15 protein-coding genes are annotated in these 17,749 nt (G+C 66.6%); 2 read left to right on the forward strand and 13 right to left on the reverse strand.

What is annotated here, in order from left to right; genetic code table 11:
- Positions 1-3: 3 nt before the first annotated feature.
- From NNX37_RS05405 to NNX37_RS05430, 6 genes are all read right to left on the reverse strand, one after another.
- Positions 4-957 carry an ABC transporter ATP-binding protein gene (locus NNX37_RS05405; protein WP_255791280.1) on the reverse strand — a complete coding sequence of 318 codons (954 nt, stop codon included), beginning with the start codon at positions 955-957 and terminating at the stop codon, positions 4-6.
- Between the two features lie 90 nt (positions 958-1,047).
- Positions 1,048-2,004: an ABC transporter ATP-binding protein gene (locus NNX37_RS05410; protein ID WP_255791281.1), complete on the reverse strand. Its 957-nt coding sequence runs from the start codon at positions 2,002-2,004 to the stop codon at positions 1,048-1,050.
- Between the two features lie 31 nt (positions 2,005-2,035).
- The gene (locus NNX37_RS05415; protein ID WP_255791282.1) at positions 2,036-2,878 is read right to left on the reverse strand and encodes an ABC transporter permease; all 843 of its coding nucleotides are present in this window, start codon (positions 2,876-2,878) and stop codon (positions 2,036-2,038) included.
- Positions 2,875-3,885, reverse strand: a complete 1,011-nt coding sequence (locus NNX37_RS05420; RefSeq protein ID WP_255791283.1) for an ATP-binding cassette domain-containing protein — start codon at positions 3,883-3,885, stop codon at positions 2,875-2,877. Before NNX37_RS05420 ends, NNX37_RS05415 begins: the two co-directional genes overlap by 4 nt.
- A gap of 66 nt (positions 3,886-3,951) precedes the next feature.
- Positions 3,952-5,142 (reverse strand): MFS transporter, encoded by a 1,191-nt coding sequence (locus NNX37_RS05425; RefSeq protein ID WP_255791284.1) that lies wholly within the window; start codon positions 5,140-5,142, stop codon positions 3,952-3,954.
- A gap of 14 nt (positions 5,143-5,156) precedes the next feature.
- Positions 5,157-6,839, reverse strand: a complete 1,683-nt coding sequence (locus NNX37_RS05430; protein ID WP_255791285.1) for an ABC-F family ATP-binding cassette domain-containing protein — start codon at positions 6,837-6,839, stop codon at positions 5,157-5,159.
- 113 nt (positions 6,840-6,952) lie between these two features.
- On the opposite strand from NNX37_RS05430, the gene NNX37_RS05435 reads away from it, so the two are divergent.
- Positions 6,953-7,273, forward strand: a complete 321-nt coding sequence (locus NNX37_RS05435; protein WP_255791286.1) for a putative quinol monooxygenase — start codon at positions 6,953-6,955, stop codon at positions 7,271-7,273.
- An 88-nt stretch (positions 7,274-7,361) separates the two neighbouring features.
- Here the strand turns inward: NNX37_RS05435 and NNX37_RS05440 are convergent, their stop codons facing one another.
- From NNX37_RS05440 to NNX37_RS05455, 4 genes are all read right to left on the reverse strand, one after another.
- Positions 7,362-8,408 carry a zinc ribbon domain-containing protein gene (locus NNX37_RS05440; RefSeq protein WP_255791288.1) on the reverse strand — a complete coding sequence of 349 codons (1,047 nt, stop codon included), beginning with the start codon at positions 8,406-8,408 and terminating at the stop codon, positions 7,362-7,364.
- A gap of 294 nt (positions 8,409-8,702) precedes the next feature.
- Positions 8,703-10,142, reverse strand: a complete 1,440-nt coding sequence (locus NNX37_RS05445) for a phytoene desaturase family protein (protein ID WP_255791290.1) — start codon at positions 10,140-10,142, stop codon at positions 8,703-8,705.
- A complete protein-coding gene (locus NNX37_RS05450; RefSeq protein WP_255791291.1) occupies positions 10,142-11,233 on the reverse strand; it encodes a lipid II:glycine glycyltransferase FemX in 1,092 nt (363 codons plus the stop codon). The genes NNX37_RS05445 and NNX37_RS05450 overlap by 1 nt, the downstream gene beginning before the upstream one ends.
- A complete protein-coding gene (locus NNX37_RS05455) occupies positions 11,230-12,690 on the reverse strand; it encodes a glycosyltransferase family 87 protein (RefSeq protein ID WP_255791292.1) in 1,461 nt (486 codons plus the stop codon). Before NNX37_RS05455 ends, NNX37_RS05450 begins: the two co-directional genes overlap by 4 nt.
- Before the next feature lie 174 nt (positions 12,691-12,864).
- Between NNX37_RS05455 and NNX37_RS05460 the strand changes: the two genes are divergently transcribed.
- The gene (locus NNX37_RS05460) at positions 12,865-13,950 is read left to right on the forward strand and encodes an inositol-3-phosphate synthase (RefSeq protein WP_255791293.1); all 1,086 of its coding nucleotides are present in this window, start codon (positions 12,865-12,867) and stop codon (positions 13,948-13,950) included.
- A 130-nt stretch (positions 13,951-14,080) separates the two neighbouring features.
- Here the strand turns inward: NNX37_RS05460 and NNX37_RS05465 are convergent, their stop codons facing one another.
- The 3 genes from NNX37_RS05465 to NNX37_RS05475 all read right to left on the reverse strand — a co-directional run bounded on the left by NNX37_RS05465 (position 14,081) and on the right by NNX37_RS05475 (position 17,602).
- On the reverse strand, positions 14,081-15,766 hold the full coding sequence (locus NNX37_RS05465) for a formate--tetrahydrofolate ligase (protein ID WP_304659131.1): 1,686 nt from the start codon (positions 15,764-15,766) through the stop codon (positions 14,081-14,083).
- Between the two features lie 107 nt (positions 15,767-15,873).
- Entirely contained in the window at positions 15,874-17,118 is a 1,245-nt protein-coding gene (gene mshA / locus NNX37_RS05470) for a D-inositol-3-phosphate glycosyltransferase (protein WP_255791294.1), read from the reverse strand.
- A gap of 184 nt (positions 17,119-17,302) precedes the next feature.
- Positions 17,303-17,602, reverse strand: coding sequence for a hypothetical protein (locus NNX37_RS05475; RefSeq protein ID WP_255791295.1), 300 nt, complete (start codon positions 17,600-17,602; stop codon positions 17,303-17,305).
- Positions 17,603-17,749 lie beyond the last annotated feature (147 nt).

The raw sequence follows: 17,749 nt of genomic DNA on the forward strand, positions 1-17,749 counted from the left end.
GTTTTACTTTCCCTTTCCGGAGGCAGTTCCCGCAGCGGCAAGCTCCGGCGGCCGCTCCTGGGACCGGTATTCAACGTCGTCCCGGGTCAGCTCCATGTACGCGTCTTCAAGGGACACCTGCAGCGGCGTCAGTTCGTACACCAGGATCTGCCGCTCCAAAGCGGTCTCGGCGATACTGCGCGGTTCCGCGCCGGTGATTTCCAGCAGGCCGGTTTCCTTTTCGACGCCGGTGATCTCCGGTCCGGTCAGGGCCTGCAGCAGTTCGCGCGGGCTGTCGGTGCGGACAAGGACCCGGACCTTGTTCTGGCCGGCAATGATGTCGGCGATAGGTGCATCCGCAATGATCCGCCCGCGCCCGATCACGATCAGATGGTCCGCCGTCTGCGCCATTTCGCTCATGAGGTGGGAGGAAAGGAAAACGGTGCGGCCTTCCGCGGCAAGTTCCCGGGCCATATGGCGGACCCAGAGCACGCCTTCCGGGTCCAGCCCGTTAACCGGCTCGTCCAGGATCACGGTGGAGGGATCTCCCAGCAGGGCCGACGCAATGCCCAGCCGCTGCCCCATTCCGAGCGAGAAACCGCCTACCCGTTTTTTCGCCACGGAGGTCAGGCCGGTCAGTTCAATAACCTCGTTCACCCGCTTGGTGGAAATGCCGTGGGTGGCTCCCATGGCGCGCAAATGGTTATAGGCACTGCGCTTGGTGTGCACGGCCTTCGCGTCGAGCAGCGCCCCGACCTCGCGGAGCGGGGCCTTGTGCCGGGCGTAGGGTTTGCCGTTGACCAGCACCCGGCCGGAGCTCGGCCGGTCCAGGCCCACGATCATGCGCATGGTGGTTGATTTGCCGGCGCCGTTGGGGCCGAGGAATCCGGTCACCTTGCCCGGCTGGACGGTGAAGGAAACGTCGTCGACGGCGGTTTTGTCGCCGTAGCGCTTCGAGAGGCCGAATGCCTCGATCATGGGTGGTCCTCACATTGGGAAGCAAAATCCTGCGGGTGTACCTCCACCATAGGCGTCCAGCACCGCAACAGGACCGGTCCAAGGGATGAATCAGGGGTCCCCCTTAGGGATGACCAGGGGGTTCCCCGATCCTTCCGCGCCGAGGTTCCGGGACTGGTACTCAACCTCACCGTGGGTGAGCTCCATGTAGGCGTCCTCCAGGGAGGTCTGCTGCGGGGTCAGCTCGGTGACCAGGATCCGCTGTGAGAGTGCGGCTTCGGCAATAACGCGCGCGGACACCCCCCGGACTTCGAGCCGGTCCGGCGCCAGCCGGCGCACATCGGCTCCGCGTGAACCAATGAGCGCGCCCAGGGCGTCGGCATCATCGGCGCGCACGAGAACGCGCTCCAGGCCGCTGCCGGCGAGTACTTGATCCATCGGTGCATCCGCCAGGATCCTGCCGCGGCCGATCACAATCAGGTGGTCGGCGGTGACGGCCATCTCGCTCATCAGGTGGGAGGAGATAAATACCGTACGGCCCTCCGCGGCGAGGCCCCTGGCCAGGTGTCGGACCCACTGCACCCCCTCGGGGTCCAGCCCGTTGACCGGTTCATCAAAAATCAGGGTCCGGGGGTCCCCCAGCAGTGCCACGGCAATCCCGAGCCGCTGGCCCATGCCCATGGAGAAGCCGCCCACACGCTTCCTGGCTACCGGGCCGAGGCCCGTCAGTTCAATGACCTCGTTGATGCGCGCCCTCGGAATGCCGTGCGTGGCGGCGAGCGCCCGCAGGTGGTTGTAGGCAGTCCGGCGGGGATGGTAGGCCTTGGCCTCCAGCAGGGCGCCCACTTCCCGCAGCGGCGCCTGATGGGCGGCATACGGCGCACCGTTGACCGCCACGGTCCCGGCGGTGGGACGGTCCAGCCCCACGATCATCCGCATGGTGGTCGATTTGCCGGCGCCGTTGGGGCCGAGAAAGCCGGTGACCTTACCCGGCTGGACGTCGAAGGTGATGCCGTCGACGGCGGTTTTGGTGCCGTAGCGCTTCGCTAGACCGCGGGCTTCGATCACGCTGGGTCCTCATTTCGGAAAGGGGTTTGTCCTACCGGGAGCTGATCGACTCGAATTTGCGGACCGCCAGCGGAACGAAGACCACGAGCATCACGGCCGAGCCGATCAGCACCGTGGCAACGGCGTTCTGCATCGGCCAGGTGTCCGGCACGGGAGCGCTGCCGAGGTTGCCGAACAGCTCGCGCACGGCCTGCACCAGCGCCGAAACCGGGTTCCAGTCCGCAAAGGTCTGCAGCGGTCCGGGGAGGTTGGAGCTCTGCACAAACGCATTGGAAATGAAGGTGATGGGGAACAGGATCATAAAGGAGGCATTGTTGATCGTCTCCGGCGAGCGCACCGTCATCCCGAGCAGGGCCATGACCCAGCTGAACGCGTAGGAGAACAGCAGCAGCAGTGCGATGGCTGCGAGGAAACGGCCCGGCGTGGAGTTCACCCGCCAGCCCACCAGCAGACCGGTCCCCATCATGATGAGCATGGAGATCCCGTTGAGCGCCAGGTCGGCGTTGGTCCTGCCGATCAGCACCGCTGACGGGCTCATCGGCAGGGTCCGGAACCGGTCAATGATCCCCTCTTTCAGGTCCTGTGCCATGGCGGAGCCGGAGAACGTGGATCCGAAGACCACGGTCTGGGCGAAGATTCCTGCCATCAGGAACTGGGTGTAGTCCGTCCCCGCCACGGCGATGGACCCTCCGTAGACCTGGCTGAACAGCAGGACGAACATGATCGGCTGCAGCACGGCAAAAATGATCATGTCCGGCGAGCGTTTGATTTTGATCAGGTTCCGCTTGGTGACCGTCCAGCCGTCTCCGGCCCAGCGGGCGGGAAGGCTGGGGGTGCCGGCCCGGATCCCGGTTGCTGACACTGCGGCGCTCATCGGTTCGCCTCCTCTTTCTTTTCCGTTTCGCTGTCCTCTTCGGCCGGCCGGCCGGTGAGCTGCAGGAAGACGTCGTCCAGGGTGGGGCGGCGGATGCCGGCGTCGTGGAGTTCGACGCCGGTCGCGTCCAGCTCGGACAGGACGCGCTGCAGCGCGGCGGGGCCGTCGACGACGGCGACCTCCAGGGTGCGGCCGTCCCCGGAAACGTGCGGTTCGCCGGATCCGTGCCGGCCCAGAATGGACATGGCCCCGTCGGCGTCGCTCTGGTGCACGAGTGCAACCGCCACGCGGTGCCCGCCGGTCTGGGCCTTGAGGTCATCGGAGGTGCCCTCGGCAATGACCTTCCCCTCGTCGATCACCGCCACCTTGTCAGCCAGCTGGTCTGCTTCCTCCAGGTACTGGGTGGTCAGCAGCAGGGTGGTGCCCCGGGCCACCAGGTCGGTGATGACGCCCCAGAGCGCAATCCGGGACCGCGGATCCAGGCCGGTGGTGGGTTCGTCCAGGAAGAGGACCCGGGGCTGGTTGACCAGGGCCCCGGCGAGGTCCAGCCGCCGGCGCATGCCGCCGGAGTAGCCCTTGACCGGCCGGTTCCCGGCGTCGGTGAGCTCGAACATGTCGATCAGTTCGACCGCCCGTTCCTTCGCGCGCCGGGCGGGCAGGTGGTACAGGTGCCCCACCATGTCCAGGTTTTCCAGCCCGGTGAGGTTCTCATCCACGGCGGAGTACTGGCCGGACACGCCAATGACGCGGCGCACGGCCTTCGGATCGGCGGCAACGTCAATACCGTCGATGAAGGCGGTGCCGGCGTCTGGCCGGATGAGGGTGGTGAGAACTTTGACGGCGGTGGTTTTACCGGCTCCGTTGGGGCCCAGCAGGGCGGTGACGGTTCCTTCGGGAACGGCGATATCCAGGCCGTCCAGGGCATGCACGGGACCGGATTTTGAGGAGTAGACCTTGGTCAGCCCCTCGGCGGAAATCAACGGCGAGGACTCTGGGGAAAAGGACATGCGTCGAGGGTAGGACCCGGCAGGGTTCCCGCGCCTGCCTAATGCGGACAGGATCGGTCCGCAGCATTAGGCCGGTTCGGGAGCGGCCTTCCGCTCTGCGGCAGCCGGAGCGAAGGCAATGGAAACCAGCATGGCGGCGCCCACCACCAGCAGCGCATTGCGCACGCCCCAGTGTTCCCCGAGGAAGCCGAGCACCGGCGGACCCACAAAGAAGGCCATGTAGCCGATCGTGGACACCACGGATACCCGGCCGGCGGCATGTACGGGGTCCTCCCCCGCGGCGGACATCCCCATCGGGAAGCCCAGGGCCGCCCCGATCCCCCACAGCACGGCACCGACGGCGGCCAGCACCAGATTCGGGGCGAAAACGAAGAGCAGCAATCCGGCGAGGGAGGCGCTCATGCATATCCGCAGCGCCGGCACTCGTCCCAGCCGGTCGATCAGCCGGGCGCCGAACCAGCGGGTGAGGGTCATGGCGGCCACGAAAATACCGAACATCACGGCGCCGGCGGACTCGCTGGTGCCCAGTCCGTCCACGGTCGCCTTCGCCACCCAGTCATTTGCCGCACCCTCGGTGAGCGCTGCGCCCATAACGACGACGCCGATCAGCAGCGTCCGTCCCTCCCGCCAGGCGCCGAACCGGGATGGTTTAGCCGTCGCGTCGGCTCCGCCGGCGGCAGCATGGTGCGGCAGCTGGAGGAAGTTCCGCGGCACAATCAGCACTGCGATGCAGACAACGGTCAGGATGCCCAGCAGGTGCAGGGACAGCGAGACGCCCAGGGCGGAGAGCACCGCGCCGATCATGGCACCCACGAACGCCCCCGCGCTGAAGGCGCCGTGGAATTTCGGCATGACCGTTCGCCCCACCCGGCGTTCGACGTCGGCGCCCTCCAGGTTCATGGCGACATCCCAGCCGGCAATACCCACACCGAACACCAGCAGCCCGGCAGCGGTTATCGGGATCGACCCCAGGTTCAGCCCGGCGGCAATGGCCAGCGAGGCGGCCGACGTCGTAATGCCGCCGGCCCGCACGGTTCCCGCGGTGCCGATCCGCTGCGCCACCGAACCTGCCAGCGGCAGCGCCGCGACGGAACCGATGGCCGAAAACAGCAGGAGCAGGCCGACGCCGGCGGCACCGATCCCCAGGTCCTCCGCGGCAGCCGGAATGCGGGCCGCCCAGCTGGCGAACACCAGGCCGTTGAGGCCGAAAATCACGAAGACGGCGATGAGGGCTTTGTTCAGGGCAGTTTCGTTCACGCCTGTATTGTCCCCTACCGGACCCGTTCCACCCGTTTTTCGTCCCAGACGGGCGTCTCGGATTCGTAGACCCTGCCGTCGGAGCCGAAGACCAGGAAGCGGTCGAAGCTGCGGGCGAACCAGCGGTCGTGGGTGACCGCCAGGACCGTTCCTTCGAAGGCATCAATGGCTTTTTCCAGGGCCTCGGCGGAGTGCAGGTCCAGGTTGTCGGTGGGTTCGTCCAGCAGCAGCAGGGTGGCGCCGGACAGCTCCAGGAGCAGGATCTGCATGCGTGCCTGCTGGCCGCCGGACAGGGACTCGAACTTCTGCTCGGAGGACGAGGCCAGTCCGTAGCGGTCCAGGGCTCCGGCGGCGGCTTCACGGCCCAGACCGGACCGGTGTTCGTCGCCGCGGTGCAGGATGTCCAGCAGGGTGCGCTCGGCCAGGTCCGGGCGCATCATGGTCTGCGCGAAGAACCCCGGCCGGATCCGTGCGCCCAGCTTCACTGAGCCGTTATGCGGAACCGGTGCAATCTCCACCTCGGACACGGGCTCGTGTTCCTTATCCGGGTCGCTGCCGCCCAGGGCCAGCAGGCGCAGGAAGTGGGATTTGCCGGAGCCGTTGGAGCCCAGCACCCCCACCCGGTCCCCGAACCAGATCTCGGTGCTGAACGGCTTCATCAGTCCGGTCAGTTCCAGCTTCTCGGCGACGACGGCGCGCTTGGCCGTGCGGCCGCCGCGCAGCCGCATCTTGACGTTCTGTTCAACGGGAAGGGCTTCCGGCGGGCCGGCTTCCAGGAATTTGGCCAGCCGGGTCTGGGCCGCGTGGTACCGGTTGGCCATGTCGGAGCGGAAGGCAGCCTTGTTCTTGTACATGTTGACGAGTTCCTTGAGCTTGAGATGCTCCTCGTCCCAGCGCCGGCGCAGTTCCTCGAACCGGGCGTTGCGGTCTTCCCTGGCTTTGACGTAGCTGCTGAAGGCGCCGCCGTGGATCCAGGCGGAGGCGCCGTTGATGCCCGGCTCCAGGGTCACGATGCGGGTGGCGGCGTTGTCCAGCAGCTCGCGGTCGTGGCTGACGAACAGCACGGACTTTTTGGAGGCGGCAAGTTTTCCTTCGAGCCAGCGTTTGCCGGGCACGTCCAGGTAGTTGTCCGGTTCATCCAGGAGCAGGAGCTCGTCCGGGCCGGCGAAAAGCGCCTCCAGGACCAGCCGCTTCTGCTCACCGCCGGACAGCGTTGCTGCCTTGCGGTACTGTGCCCGGTCGAAGGGCAGGCCGAGCGCGGCCATGGTCACCTCGTCCCAGACGGTTTCCTGCTCGTAGCCGCCGACGTCGCCCCATTCGGTGATGGCGGTGGCGTAGCGCATCTGGGTGGGCTCGTCGTCGTGCTCCATCATGGCCAGCTCGGCGGCATCCACTTCGCGGGCGGCGGCAGCAAGCGCCGGCGGTGCGGCCGAGACGAGCAGGTCGCGGACCGTGCTGTCATCCCGGACCTGCCCGACGAACTGGCGCATGATGCCCATATTCCCGGACCGTGCCACCGTGCCCTCGTCCGGCCGCAGGTCACCGGCGATAATCCGCAGCAGGGTGGTTTTTCCGGTGCCGTTGGGCCCGATCAGGGCCGTCTTGTGCCCGTCGCCGACCTTGAAGCTGACGCCGTTGAGCAGCTGCCGTCCGTCGGAGAGGAAATAGTCAATGTTGGATACGTCGAGGTGCGCCACGTACCCATCTTCCCATTCCTTCCGGGCCGCCCGCCGGTGGCCCGGTGCCGCCGTCCGGACATACGATGAAAACCCTTGGAATGCAAGGAAAATCTCAAGAAAGCAGGACCGAAATGATCTTCATTACCGTCAAGTTCCTCGTCAAGCCCGAGTGGACCGAGCGCTGGCCGGAGCTGACCGCCGGGTTCACCGAAGCCACCCGCGCCGAGCCCGGCAACCTCTGGTTTGACTGGTCCCGCAGCCTGGAAAACCCGAACGAGTTTGTCCTGGTGGAGGCCTTCAAGGACGACGCCGCGGCCGCCCACGTCCAGAGCGACCATTTCCAGCAGGCCATGAAGGACATGGTCCCGGCACTGGTGGAGACACCGAAGATCATCAACACCGTCATTGACGGCGAAGAGTGGTCCCGGATGGGTGAACTGACCGTCGACTAAGGATGCGCCGGCCCGGCCATGGGGAACCTTCTGCATTCAGTTCCCCATGGCCGGCGCCCGCCCACCGGCCCGCGGCGTTTGCCTGCTGCTAGTCCCCGAACGTGATGTTGATCTTGTCTCCCTGGATATCGACCATGGCCGGCATCGAGTAGAGCTCGACCGTGCCCTTCTGCGTGCCCCACTCGTTGCCGCGCTTCATTTCGGCTTCCAGAGTGAACTGTCCGTCTTTCGCCTGCAGCGGGAACGGATAGGACGGGTCACCTTCAATGGACTCGTAAGTGGGCTCCTTGGTCATGCTCCACTTGATATTGCGGAAATTATTAGGGTCCTCGCCGTCCGCCTTGTTGGGGCACCCCTGAGGCTGCAGTTCCGTGGACTTCATGCAGCTTGCCAGGTGTGCCTTGGTCTGGGCCTTGATTTCCTCTCGGGCCGCATCCGTGAGTTCAGGCCGGTAGACGACATCCAGCACCTCCGCGGGCACCTCCGGGTCACCCACACCCACGCTCACCTTTTCTTCACCGCTGTAACCGACGTACTCGGTGCCCTTGGGGGTGTTGAAGGTGTAGTCACCCGGGTAGACCGAGAAGTACTTGGAATCCTCGAATCCTTCAATAGCGACGCCGTTCACGGCCAGTTCCGTGCTGTCTCCGTCCACCCGGTACGCAATTTCCGACTCCTGCAGCGGAGAGGTCAGCTCCCACTTTTCGAAAAAGACCGCCGCATCTCCCGCGGACGTCAAGTCAAAGGTCACGGACGTGGTCTCGTCACCCTGTTTCACGTCCGCTGTCACTTCGGCGAAGATGCCGGAGGCGTCCACATTGGTTATTTCGAATCCGCTGATCCGGTTTTCGGCCTTCGAATAGATCTCGTTGGTCATCAGGGAAAAGTCCTGCGCCGCGTAATAGCCGTTCTCTTCGTCATAGGCCGCGACCATATCCATGGCCCCTTCAACGTCCCCGTCGACTACTGCCTGAAGGTATGCCTCAACCTGCAGCTTCGGGTTGTGCTTCTCGCTCAGGTGCTTGTACCCAAAGAACCCGCCGACCACCAGGAGTACCAACAGCCCGCCGACAACACTGCCGGCAATAATCAGGCGTTTACGCAGCTTCGGGTTCGGCTTCTTCGGTGCGGGCACGGGTGCGCCCTCGTACCCGGCTCCGGGAGGCACCGCATAGGGCGACTGTCCCTGTGCAGCGGCGCCGGGCGGCGGCGGAGCCCCTTGGTATCCCTGCGCGTCAGCTCGCGGGCCTTGGCTATCCATTTGTCTGTCCCCCATGACTTGTTCCCCGGTTCAAGTACCGGCGGCGGTGCCGGTACCCGATAACATACAAGGTTTTGCGGCACGGGTCACAATCTTCCAACGGCCCCCGGACCGGGGATATCGGGTGGGTCACAGACGGCAGGCGTGGCGGTGTCCCCTGCCCGTCTCCTACGGGGCCAGCGGGGGCACGGGCAGCCCGAACACGTCCTTCAGGGCGAGGCTTGCCGCGTGCAGGCCGCCCATGCCGTGTACTCCGGGGCCCGGCGGGGTGGACGCGGAGCTGAGGTAGACACCGGGAACCGCAGTGCGCCACGGTTTCGGCGACAGGACGGGGCGGATCAGCATCTGGGCCAGCGTCACGGCCCCGCCGCCGAAATCCCCGCCCACATAGTTGGCGTTGTACTGTTCCAGGTCCGCCGCCGTCGTCACCCGCGAGTCGACAACGACGTCGCGGAATCCGGGGGCGAACCGCTCAATCTGCGCCGTGACCGCTTCGGTCATGTCCGCCGTGGAACCTGCGGGCACATGGCAGTAGGACCACAGGACGTGCCGGCCCGCGGGGGCACGGGTGGGGTCGAAGCCGCTGGGCTGGGACAGCAGCACGTAGGGGCGGCGCGGATGCCGCCCGGACGCAACGTCGTCCTCGGCAGCAGCCAGTTCGGCGCGCGTGCCGCCCAGATGGGCCGTTCCCGTGCGTGCCATCTCCGGGTTCGCCCACGGCACCGGGCCGGAGAGGATGAAGTCCACCTTGCACGCAGCGTTCCCGTAACGGAACCGCTCCAGGGCCTTGGCATAGCGCGGCGGCAGCCGGTCCCCGCCCAGCTCCAGCAGCACCGAGGGGGACACGTCCAGAATGACTGCCCGGGAATCGGCCACCTCGTCCAGGGACATGATCCGGTGCCCGGTGGAGATCTCACCGCCGTGCGCCCGCAGGTCATCGGCCATCGCGTCGGCGATGGCCTGCGAACCGCCTACCGGGATTGGCCAGCCCACGGAGTGGGCCAGGGTTCCCAGCATCAGTCCGCCGCCTGCGGAAGGCAGCGACGGCATTTTCCCGACGGGGTGCGCCGCGACGCCGGAGAGCAGGGCCGGCGCGGCGTCCTCCACGAACCGGCGGTTCCACAGGGGCGTGCCCTGGTCCAGGGCGGCCAGGCCGAAGGCGGTTAGCGCAACCGGATCCCGGGGAACGCTCAGCAGGGAGCCCATCAGCAGGTCGGTGACGGCCTCGCTGCGGTTCACCAGCGGTGCCATCAGGCGCCGGTAGGCGGCACCGTCGCGTCCCAGCCCGTCCACGGTCCGGTCCAGGTCCTTATACGCCAGTGCCGCACGTCCGCCGTCGAGCGGGGAGGCGTAGGAAATCTCCGGCACCACCAGGTCGATCCGCCGGTCCAGCCCGAAGCTGCGGAAGAACGGAGAGGCCAGGGCCATGGGGTGCACTGCGGAGCAGATGTCGTGCAGGTGGCCGGGTTCCATCAGTTCCTTGGTGCGGCTGCCGCCGCCTACCGTGGACCGGGTTTCGAACACGCGGACCGTGAGGCCGGCGCGGGCCATGATGACCGCCGCCGCGAGCCCGTTCGGGCCGGCCCCGACTACACTGACATCGCTCACTAAGCCGCCTCTTTGCCCCTCCGGCCGGTGATCCGGCCCGCCAGTCCCTTGGCGGAGTCCGGGAAGCTGCGGAGTTTCCCGGGCGCCTCCCGCCGCAGTTTCAGGGCGTTTGCCACCAGAGCGTACCGGAGCGGATGCAGGGGAATGTCATAGGTGGTGGGAATGGTGACCACGGTCTTGGAGAAGTTCCGCTTAAACGTGGTGACGTTGATCAGGCCCGGATAGTTGTCGCTGACGATGCCGGTGAGGCCGCACGCGGTGTTGCCGGCCTCCTTGAGGACCTTGAAGGCCTCCCAGAGCAGCAGGTAGGGGGCGTTGGTCTTGCGGGCGCTGTGCGAACTGGCCGCGAAGTAGTAGACGGAGTAGCCGCGGTACTCCGTGGTGATGAGCCAGGACACCGGCTGGCCGTCCATGTAGGCCACCATGAGGCGCAGATGGTCACCGAGTTCGGTGAGCAGGGTTTCGTAGAAGCCGGACTCGAAGCTCGAGAAGCCGTCCCGCGAGGCGGTTTCCTGCATGATGGGGAAGAGTTCGGTGCGGAACACCTCGGCCCAGCGGTCGCGCTCGATGGTCTGGACCTTGACGCCCAGCTTCTCCGCCTTGCGGATCAGGTTCCGTGCGTTGGACCGGAAAGACGCGAAGATCTCGTCCGTATCCGGGGTCAGGTCGACGACGATTTCGCGTTCGTACCAGCCGTGTTCCAGCGGCCCGGTGACGGGCGGCTGCGGATGCGCGATCTGCATGCGGATGTACAGCGGGTCCACGGCGGGATCGGCCCGGAACTGTTCCTGCACAGTGGACACGAGCCGGGCTTCGGCGTTGTGCGTGCGCGTGGTGAACCAGGTGGGGCCGTTGACGACCACCAGGGACGGGCGCAGCCGCCGTTCGGAGCGGAGGTAGCTGGCCGTCGCAACCAGTGTGCCGCCGTCGTAATAGGCCCAGATGCCGTACGGGCTGCGGCCAAGCTTCCGCTCAAAATCAGCCCAGTAGGGGGTCTGCTCCAGCGGGATCACCACATCGGGGTGCGCGGCGGCGAGCGCCTCGAACTCCTCGTGGCTGAGCTGCTCGGAACGGTATGGAACGGGGGTCACTGTGCTTCTTTCGCCGGGGCCGCATGCGTTTCCAAGGATACCGGCCTTCGCCGCCGCAGGGCCCAGCGGTCGGGGGCACCGTCGAACGGCCCGCCCTGCGGATCATCCACGCCGCCCCGGCGCACCGGGTCGCCGTCGGGTTCCAGGATGTCGGACACCACCCGGTACATCAGATAGACCGTGGCCAGCACGTGGCCCAGCACAGCCAGCACGTAGTAGGGCGAATCGAGGTTGTTCTCGGCCGCGCCGCCGGAGGTCTCCTTCGCGAGGTACATCCAGATGGCCCACCAGTGCATCACCTCGAAGAACTGCCAGATCAGGAAGTCGAGCCACCTCGGCCGGGCCAGGGCGACGAGCGGAATAAGCCAGAGGACAAACTGCGGCGAGTAGACCTTGTTGGTGAGGATGAATGCCGCCACGATCAGGAACGCCAGCTGCGCCAGGCGCGGCCGGCGCCCGGCCCGCAGCGCCAGCACGGCGATTCCTCCGCACGCGAGTGCGAAAAGCAGGTACGCGAAGACGTTGATGAACTCCGCGCCGACGCCGGTTCCGCCGGCCCGTTCCACGGTCAGGTTCCACGCGAACCAGACGGAGGAATAGCCGGCCGGGCGGTCCCCCGTGAAGGTCAGGAAGAAACGCCAGGACTCGTAGTCCCGGAGCATAAACGGGAGGTTCACCGCCAGCCAGGTGAGTGCCGCGGCCGCGAAGGCCAGCAGCGCCGGGCGCAGGCGCAGGGTCCGCAGTGCCAGCACCAGCACGGCGCCGAGGATCAGCACCGGATAGAGCTTCAGCGCGGTCCCCAGCCCAATCAGCACTCCCGCCGCCACCGGGCGGTTCCGGGCAAAGGCCAGCATTCCCAGCGTGGCAAGCATCACGGCGAAAATGTCCCAGTTGATGAACACGGACAGGATCGCCGCCGGGGCCAAAGCCACCATGGCTGCATCCCAGGGCCGGCGGCCGGCCAGGCGCATGGTGGCAATGACCGTGGCCATCCACGCCGCCGTGGCCAGCACTGCGTTGACGTCGAAATACTGCAGGGATCTCAGTGCGGTGCCGCCCTCGCCGGGTACCACCAGGGCGGTGGCTCCGGCCAGAAGGCCCAGGAGGACCGGATACTCAAAGAACGAGCCCTCCGTGAGGAACGGGAAGACCCCTTCCGCCAGTCCCCGGGTGCGGAAGAGCTCCGGCCAGTCCGAATAGCAGGCGGCGTAAAAATGGTCCGGAGTGTTCCAGCCGCCCGCGCGGCAGGGGGTCTTGACCAGGACCGCCAGCAGTGCGGCGACGACGGTGAACAGGATCAGCACCCGTTCCACGGTGAAGAATCCAGGGGAAACAATGCCCGGCGCGGCGTGGCGGCCCATCGGGCCGCCGATGCCTTCCGTGAACCTCCGCAGGAACGGATCGTTGCGGGACGGCACCACAATGCGCTGCGGGCCGCGCCGGGAGTTGGGCTGCATGGGTCCAGTATCCATCAGTGAGCTGCAGCTTCCGGCACGGCCGCAAGGCCGGCAGCCGCGGCTTCCCGGACATGGTGCACCGGGCCCAAACCGCCGATGTGACGGCAAGCACGTAGACTATGGGGGTTGTCTGCGCCCGCGGCGGGCGTTCAACATTTTCTTCAAAGGAGAACCGTGTCCGAGAATCCCATTCGGGTGGCAATTGTCGGTGTTGGAAACTGCGCAGCTTCGCTGGTGCAGGGTGTCCAGTACTACCGAAGCGCCGACCCCAACGAAACCGTTCCAGGCCTGATGCACGTCAAGTTCGGCGATTACCACGTCAATGACGTGAATTTCGTTGCCGCTTTCGACGTGGACAGCAAGAAGGTCGGCCTCGATCTGGCTGACGCAATCGGTGCAAGCGAAAACAACACCATCAAGATTGCCGATGTTCCGCAGACCGGCATCACGGTGCAGCGCGGGCACACCCTGGACGGGCTGGGCAAGTACTACCGGGAAACCATCACCGAATCCGATGCCTCGCCGGTGGATATTGTTGCTGCCCTGCGGGACAACGCCGTGGACGTTATGGTCTGCTACCTGCCGGTGGGTTCCGAGCAGGCGGCAAAGTTCTATGCCCAGTGCGCCATCGATGCCGGCGTCGGCTTCGTTAATGCGCTGCCAGTTTTCATTGCCGGCACCAAGGAATGGGCGGACAAGTTCACCGCGGCCGGCGTGCCGATTGTCGGCGACGACATCAAGAGCCAGATCGGCGCCACCATCACGCACCGCGTGATGGCCAAGCTGTTCGAGGACCGCGGCGTCGTCCTGGACCGCACGTACCAGCTGAACGTCGGCGGCAACATGGACTTCAAGAACATGCTTGAGCGCGAGCGCCTGGAGTCAAAGAAGATCTCCAAGACGCAGGCCGTCACCTCCAACACCTCCGCCGAGCTGAAGGCCGACGACGTCCACATCGGCCCGTCGGACTACGTTGCCTGGCTCGATGACCGCAAGTGGGCCTTTGTCCGGCTCGAAGGCCGCAACTTCGGCGACGCTCCGGTATCCCTGGAATACAAGCTGGAGGTCTGGGATTCCCCCAACTCCGCCGGTGTCATCATCGATGCCGTGCGCGCCGCCAAGATCGCCATGGACCGCGGCGTCGGCGGACCCATCCTCTCGGCCTCGAGCTACTTCATGAAGTCTCCGCCGGAGCAGTACAACGACGACATTGCCAAGGAAAAGGTGGAGCAGTTCATCCGCGGCGAGGTCGAGCGCTAAGACCCCGGCAGCACAAGGCCCCCGTCCCCGGAACGCTCCGGGACCGGGGGCCTTGCCGTATCCGGACCGCTCCGGCCCACCCGGGCCGCTCCGGCCCACCCGGGCCGCTCCGGCCCTCCCCGGGCGGATCCTAGATAAGTCCGCTCGGCGTCCCGTCCGCGGCCACGCCCATGCGCAGCGCCGCCGGCTCCCTGGGCAGTCCCGGCATGGTCATGACCGCCCCGGTCAGCGCCACCACGAAGCCGGCCCCGGTCTTGATGGACAGATCCCGCACGTGCAGGGTGAAGCCCGACGGCGCGCCCAGGGCCGCGGGGTCGTCGGAGAAGGAGTACGGCGTCTTGGCCATGCAGACCGGCAGGTGCTCCAGGCCCCGCGCCGCGATTTCCTCCAGCCGGCGCAGCGCGGCCGGAGCAAATTCGACGTCGGCGGCACCGTAGATCTCCCGGGCCACGGCCCGGATCTTCTGTTCCACCGGCAGCTCGTCCGGATAGAGGAACCGGAAGTCCGCCGGCCGCTCCAGGGCCCGGAGCACCGCCGCCGCCAGGTCATCGCCGCCCGGACCGCCGCCGCCGTGCGCCCACACCTCGGCCACCGCGGCGCTGACGCCCTGCTCGGCGCACCAGTCCATCAGCCAGCGCAGTTCGGCGTCCGTATCGGTGCTGAAGCGGTTGACCGCCACCACGGGGTTGATCCCGAACCGGCGGACGTTCTCCAGGTGCCGGTGCAGGTTGACGACGCCGGCCTGCAGCGCCGGAAGGTTCTCCGCCGCCAGCCCGGTCCTGGGCACGCCCCCGTGCATCTTCAGTGCCCGGACGGTGGCCACCACCACTATGGCGTCCGGGGCGACATCCGCCACCCGGGACTTGATGTCCAGGTACTTCTCCGCTCCGAGGTCCGCCCCGAATCCGGCTTCCGTCACAACGAGATCGGCCAGCCGGAGGGCAGCGGACGTGGCAATGACCGAATTGCAGCCGTGCGCGATGTTGGCGAACGGCCCGCCGTGGACGAGGGCCGGGGTTCCGGCCAGGGTCTGCACCAGGTTCGGTTTCAGTGCGTCGCGCAGCAGCAGCGTCATGGCGCCCTGCGCGCCGAGATCGGCAACGGTGACGGGCCGCCGGTCGTAGGTGTACCCGACGGTGATCCGGGACAGGCGTTCGGTGAGGTCCGCCAGGTTCCGGGCGAGGCAGAAAACAGCCATCACCTCCGAGGCCACGGTGATGTCGAAGCCGTCCTGCCGCGGCACGCCCTGGGCCGGTCCGCCAAGGCCGATGACGACCTCGCGCAGGGCGCGGTCATTCATGTCCAGGACGCGTTTGATGGTGATGCGCCGCGGATCCAGGCCCAGCTGGTTGCCCTGGAAGATATGGTTGTCCAGCAGTGCGGCCAGTGCATTGTTCGCCGAGGTAATGGCGTGGAAATCGCCGGTGAAATGCAGGTTGATGTCCTCCATGGGCACCACCTGCGAATAGCCGCCGCCGGTGGCGCCTCCCTTCATGCCGAGAACCGGACCCATGGACGGCTCGCGCAAGGCAATCATCACGTTTTCCCCGGCCCGGTGCAGGGCGTCCGCCAAACCCACCGTCACAGTTGATTTTCCTTCACCGGCAGGCGTGGGGCTCATGGCCGTCACCAGGACCACCCGGCCGCGGACCGAATCCTCCCGCAGGAGCGCCGGATCGATTTTCGCCTTGTACCGTCCGTAGGATTCCAGGGCGGCGTCGGGAATCGACGCGGCGCGGGCAATCTCCGTGATCGGCAGCAGGCGGGCCGCCCGGGAAATTTCGAGGTCCGAGGGCATATCGGCACTGATACCCATGGTCTGCGTTCCTTCCGCTGTGCCGTCAACGGATTCGCTGGACGGCTGCTGGTCGCTGGTTGGAAGCCAAGCTACCAGCAGTGCCGGACCGCGGGGGCTGCTTCGGCCTACTTGCGCACCGAGCGGCTGGCGAACTGGTCCGCTGCCTCCCGGTAGCTTTCCGCCGTCAGCATGGCTGTCCGGCGCCAGCCGAACGCCTGGGCATGGGCAGCCGCGCCTTCTCCGAGCGCACGACGGCGGTCGGTGCCGTCGTAGAGTGCCTCCAGTTCAGCGGCCCACCGGCCGGGAGCATGGCCGTCAACAAGGACGCCGCTTCGACCGTTGCGCACGGCCTTGGGCAGCCCGCCCACGTTCGCAGCCAGGACGGGAGTTCCGCAGGCCTGGGCTTCCAGGGCCACCAGGCCAAACGATTCGCTGAACGAAGGCACGGCAACGACGTCGGCGGCACGGAACCAGTCTGCAAGCTGGTGCGGTTCCACCGGAGGCCGCAGGGACACTGTGTCCTGCAGGCCAAGGCGGCGCACAAGCGGTACCAGGTCCAGCACGGAGGAGCCGCTGCCGGCGCCGAGGATGCTGACGCGCAGGGGAATGTCCGGACGGCGGCGGCGCAGCTCGGCGGCCGCCTCGACCAGCACCTGGGGGCCTTTGAGTCGCTGGATCCGGCCGGCGAAGACAACGTGGAAAACGTCGGGCAGGAACCCCAGGCCGGCCTGCACCCCGGGCCTGCCCCGGGGAGAAAACACATTCAGGTCCACACCGGGCGCCACCACATCCACGGCGGCCGGATCGGCGCCGTAGAGCGTTTCCAGTTCGGCGGCCTCGGTGCTGGTGTTGGCAATCAGGCGGGTGGCCCCGAGCACCACCTGCTGTTCGCCGTCGATCCGGATCTGCGGTTCGGCGGCCTCGCCCGGCTGGGCCTGGAGGTTCTTGACGCGGGCCATGGTGTGCATGGTGTGGACCAGCGGGAGGTCCCACTGCTGCGCGACGGACAAGCCTGCCGTACCGGAGACCCAGTAGTGCGAGTGGACAACGTCGAACCCGCCGTCGAGCAAAAACGGCTGCGCTTCGGCCACTGCAGAGGCCAGGTCCAGATAGGGCAGCTGTTCCTTGGGCATCTTGCGGGCCGGACCCGCGGTGACGTGGCGGACGGTCACTCCCGGCACCAGCTCCACGTCGGCAGTCTGCAGCGGGTCGGTGGCACGGGTGAAGATCTCGACCTCGGTGCCGCCGCGCGCCAGTTCGAGGGCTACCGAGCGGACGTACACGTTCATTCCGCCGGCGTCGCCGGAGCCTGGCTGTTCAAGCGGGGAGGTATGGAGGGAGAGCATGGCCACACGCTTGACCTGGGGCACCTTGCTCCCTTCCTTACCGAAATCTTCTCTATCGACTTTATAACGCCGCGCGCCTGAGCTTTGTTTCCTGTCGGCTGGAACACTTCCGCATCAGCCCTGGCCCATGCCCCGGAGGCGGTTCTGCCCGGCACCTCGCGGAGGTGCCGGGCAGAACCCGTCGAACCGTTCCGGGTCAGGCCCGGAATCACTTAACCGAATGGAAGTAGTGCAGGAGCAGGTAACCCTGTTCACCGTTCAGGGCCGCATCCAACCGGGCGTCGTGGACGGCACTGGAGCGGAGGTAGGAGCTTCGCAGGCGCTTGAGCATGAAGTACACCCCCTTGGCGGCTCGTCGCAGGACCGGAGCGGGTTGTTCCGGAGGCCGGGCCGGAGGCAGCAGCTGCACATCGTTGCCGGCGGCATCCTTGGGCAGTCCGGTCCGGAATCCGGGATCGGTAAGGGTTTTTTTGGGCAGGGTCGTATTGGGCTGGGGGTATTCAGGCACTGGAATCTCCGACAGGAATGGCCCGGAAAAGGGCACAAAAGAATAAGGAGGTAAACAAAGCATCTAAAATGATGCGGAAAGCCCCTCTAGAATGGCGTCAGTAATTACGTCAAGGCGATTTGCGGGAAATACCCGACCATGACGGGA

This window comes from Arthrobacter zhaoxinii (assembly GCF_024385505.1).
GTDB classification, from domain to species: Bacteria; Actinomycetota; Actinomycetes; order Actinomycetales; family Micrococcaceae; genus Arthrobacter_B; species Arthrobacter_B zhaoxinii.